A 3,846-nucleotide genomic window follows, 5' to 3' on the forward strand; every position below is an offset into this window, starting at 1 on the left:
ACCAAGGCGACGATGGGTAGCTGGTCTGAGAGGACGATCAGCCACACTGGAACTGGAACACGGTCCAGACTCCTACGGGAGGCAGCAGTGAGGAATATTGCGCAATGGGGGAAACCCTGACGCAGCGATGCCGCGTGGGTGAAGAAGGCCTTCGGGTCGTAAAGCCCTGTCAGATGGGAAGAATAGCCCTATGGTTAATATCCTTGGGGTATGACGGTACCATCGAAGGAAGCACCGGCTAACTCCGTGCCAGCAGCCGCGGTAAGACGGAGGGTGCAAGCGTTATTCGGAATTATTGGGCGTAAAGGGTGTGCAGGCGGCCGGTCAAGTCAGATGTGAAAGCCCGGGGCTCAACCTCGGAAGTGCATTTGAAACTGGTCGGCTTGAGTTCGGGAGAGGGAAGCGGAATTCCGGGTGTAGAGGTGAAATTCGTAGATATCCGGAGGAACACCGGTGGCGAAGGCGGCTTCCTGGACCGAAACTGACGCTGAGACACGAAAGCGTGGGGAGCAAACAGGATTAGATACCCTGGTAGTCCACGCTGTAAACGATGGGCGCTAGGTGTGGGGGGTTTTTAATCCCTCCGTGCCGCAGCTAACGCATTAAGCGCCCCGCCTGGGGACTACGGCCGCAAGGTTAAAACTCAAAGGAATTGACGGGGGCCCGCACAAGCGGTGGAGCATGTGGTTTAATTCGACGCAACGCGAAGAACCTTACCTGGGCTTGACATCTGAGGAACCTCAGGGAAACCTGGGGGTGCCCAGCAATGGGAGCCTCAAGACAGGTGCTGCATGGCTGTCGTCAGCTCGTGTCGTGAGATGTTGGGTTAAGTCCCGCAACGAGCGCAACCCTTGTCTCTAGTTGCCATCATTTAGTTGGGCCACTCTAGAGAGACTGCCGGTGATAAACCGGAGGAAGGTGGGGACGACGTCAAGTCCTCATGGCCTTTATGCCCAGGGCTACACACGTGCTACAATGGACCGTACAAAGGGTAGCCAACCCGCGAGGGGGAGCCAATCCCAGAAACCGGTCCTCAGTTCGGATTGGAGTCTGCAACTCGACTCCATGAAGTTGGAATCGCTAGTAATCGTGGATCAGCATGCCACGGTGAATACGTTCCCGGGCCTTGTACACACCGCCCGTCACACCACGAAAGCCGATGGTACCAGAAGTCGCTGGCCCAACCTTCGGGAGGGAGGCGCCTAAGGTGTGGTCGGTGATTGGGGTGAAGTCGTAACAAGGTAGCCGTAGGGGAACCTGCGGCTGGATCACCTCCTTTCTAAGGTGCAAACCTTAAACAAAAGCAACTCCACCCGCACTCACTCACTATTTAGTTTTGAGGGAGCAAAGCAAGAAAGCAGGCCAGTTAGCGAGCTTTATGCCTCAGTCTAAAGGCGTGCGCCTGAAGGCTGATTTTCTTTCTCTACGGAGGGCCTATAGCTCAGTTTCGGTCAGAGCGCACGCCTGATAAGCGTGAGGTCGTTGGTTCAATTCCAACTAGGCCCACCACTTCATAAAGGGGGTGTAGCTCAGTTGGAAGAGCGCCTGCTTTGCACGCAGGAGGTCATCGGTTCGAATCCGTTCACCTCCACCAGGTCAGCAAGCTAGTGAGCCGATATTTTAAGAAGCGGTGACGGCTGACTGGTAAGTTCCCATAGATTTTCCGGGGATTTAGCTAATCCTCGTTGCTCTTTGACAAGTGAATCGTAAGTGAAGAGAGTAGTCCTTAGGAGTTTCCCAAGGCAAAGGCTTATGGTCAAGCTACTAAGGGCGATCGGTGGATGCCTTGGCGTTGAGAGGCGATGAAGGACGTGGCTAGCTGCGATAAGCTTCGGGAAGCCGCTAAACAGGCTGTGATCCGGAGATTTCCGAATGGGGCAACCCGGCCGGGGTAATGCCCGGTCATCGTGCACTGAATCCATAGGTGTACGAGGCGAACGGGGGGAAGTGAAACATCTCAGTACCCCTAGGAAGAGAAATCAAATCAGAGATTCCCTCAGTAGCGGCGAGCGAACGGGGAAGAGCCCAAACTCAGGCGGTGTAAGCCGGCAAGCGTTGCCGCTTGGGGGTTGTGGGGCCGGTTTGGAGGCGGTTGCCGCCGCCTCGGAAAGTTACCAACCATCCTTTTAGTTGAAGGGTCTGGAAAGACCCGCCGTAGAAGGTGACAGCCCTGTAAGCGAAAAGGGGATGGCTTTCTGGAACCGGTTCCCGAGTACCACGGGGCACGTGGAATCCTGTGGGAATCCGGGTGGACCATCATCCAAGGCTAAATACTCCTCAACGACCGATAGTGAACCAGTACCGTGAGGGAAAGGTGAAAAGAACCGCGGGAGCGGAGTGAAATAGAACCTGAAACCGATCGCTTACAAGCTGTGGAAGGACGATAGTAGTCGCGAGGCTACTCGTCTGACTGCGTGCCTTTTGCATAATGAGTCAGCGACTTACTCTTGGTGGCGAGCTTAAGCCGTGAGGTGAAGGCGTAGCGAAAGCGAGTCTGAATAGGGCGTATTAGTCGCCGGGAGTAGACCCGAAGCCGGGTGATCTATCCATGGCCAGGGTGAAGGTCGGTTAACACCGACTGGAGGCCCGAACCAGTTAACGTTGAAAAGTTATTGGATGAGCTGTGGATAGGAGTGAAAGGCTAATCAAACTCGGTGATAGCTGGTTCTCCCCGAAATATATTGAGGTATAGCCTCGCATGTTGAGCGCCGGAGGTAGAGCACTGGATGGACTAGGGGTCTCACAAGATTACCAAACCCAACCAAACTCCGAATACCGGTGTCTTTAGTGCGGGAGTCAGTCTGCGGGTGATAAGATCCGTAGGCGAAAGGGAAACAGCCCAGACCGCCAGCTAAGGTCCCCAAATCTAAGCTAAGTGGGAAAGGATGTGGATCCGCTCAGACAGCCAGGAGGTTGGCTTAGAAGCAGCCATCCTTTAAAGAATGCGTAATAGCTCACTGGTCGAGTGGGTCTGCGCCGAAAATGTAACGGGGCTCAAGCTTAGTACCGAAGCTGCGGGTTCAAGGTATTTCCTTGAGCGGTAGGGGAGCGTTGTCGTAGCCTGCGAAGGCGTACCGTGAGGAGCGCTGGAGGTCCGACAAGTGCTTATGCTGACATGAGTAACGAAAAAAGGGGTGAGAAACCCCTTCGCCGTAAGCCTAAGGTTTCCTGGGTAAAGTTAATCTTCCCAGGGTTAGTCGATCCCTAAGCCGAGGCCGACAGGCGTAGGTGATGGAAAGCAGGTTGACATTCCTGCACCACCTGATGCGCAGTGACCGACGGAGGGACGCAGAAGGGTAGGCCATCCGGGTGTTGGACGTCCCGGTTCAAGCCGGTAGGGGGGAGTGGCAGGCAAATCCGCCGCTCCTTAACCCCGAGAAGTGATGAGGAGGGGCTTTGCCCCGCAAACTGGTTAATCCCACGCTGCCAAGAAAAGCTTCTAGGTAGTTCATCAGGTGATCGTACTGCAAACCGACACAGGTAGGCAGGGAGAATATCCTAAGGCGCTCGAGAGAACCCTGGTTAAGGAACTCGGCAAAATAGCACCGTAACTTCGGGAGAAGGTGCGCCTCCATTAGGTGAAGGGACTTGCTCCCCGAGCCGAAGGGGGTTGCAGAGAAATGGGGGTGGCAACTGTTTACTAAAAACACAGGACTCTGCTAAGTCGCAAGACGACGTATAGGGTCTGACGCCTGCCCGGTGCCGGAACGTTAAGGGGAGGGGTCATTCGGGTTCGCCCGGAGAAGCTCTGAACCGAAGCGCCGGTAAACGGCGGCCGTAACTATAACGGTCCTAAGGTAGCGAAATTCCTTGTCGGGTAAGTTCCGACCTGCACGAATGGCGTAA

The 3,846-nt window shown here is 55.1% G+C and carries 2 tRNA genes and 2 rRNA genes; all 4 read left to right on the forward strand.

Features of this window, described 5'->3' with window-relative positions:
* Positions 1–1,279: ribosomal RNA gene (locus PHI12_13945) — 16S ribosomal RNA — on the forward strand; the annotation flags it as partial.
* Positions 1,280–1,430: 151 nt separating this feature from the next.
* Positions 1,431–1,509 (forward strand) — tRNA-Ile (locus PHI12_13950).
* Positions 1,510–1,518: 9 nt separating this feature from the next.
* Positions 1,519–1,594: transfer RNA gene (locus PHI12_13955), tRNA-Ala, on the forward strand.
* Between the two features lie 160 nt (positions 1,595–1,754).
* A 23S ribosomal RNA gene (locus PHI12_13960) occupies positions 1,755–3,846 on the forward strand; the annotation flags it as partial.

This window comes from Dehalococcoidales bacterium, assembly GCA_028716225.1.
Lineage (GTDB): Bacteria > Chloroflexota > Dehalococcoidia > Dehalococcoidales > UBA5760 > UBA5760.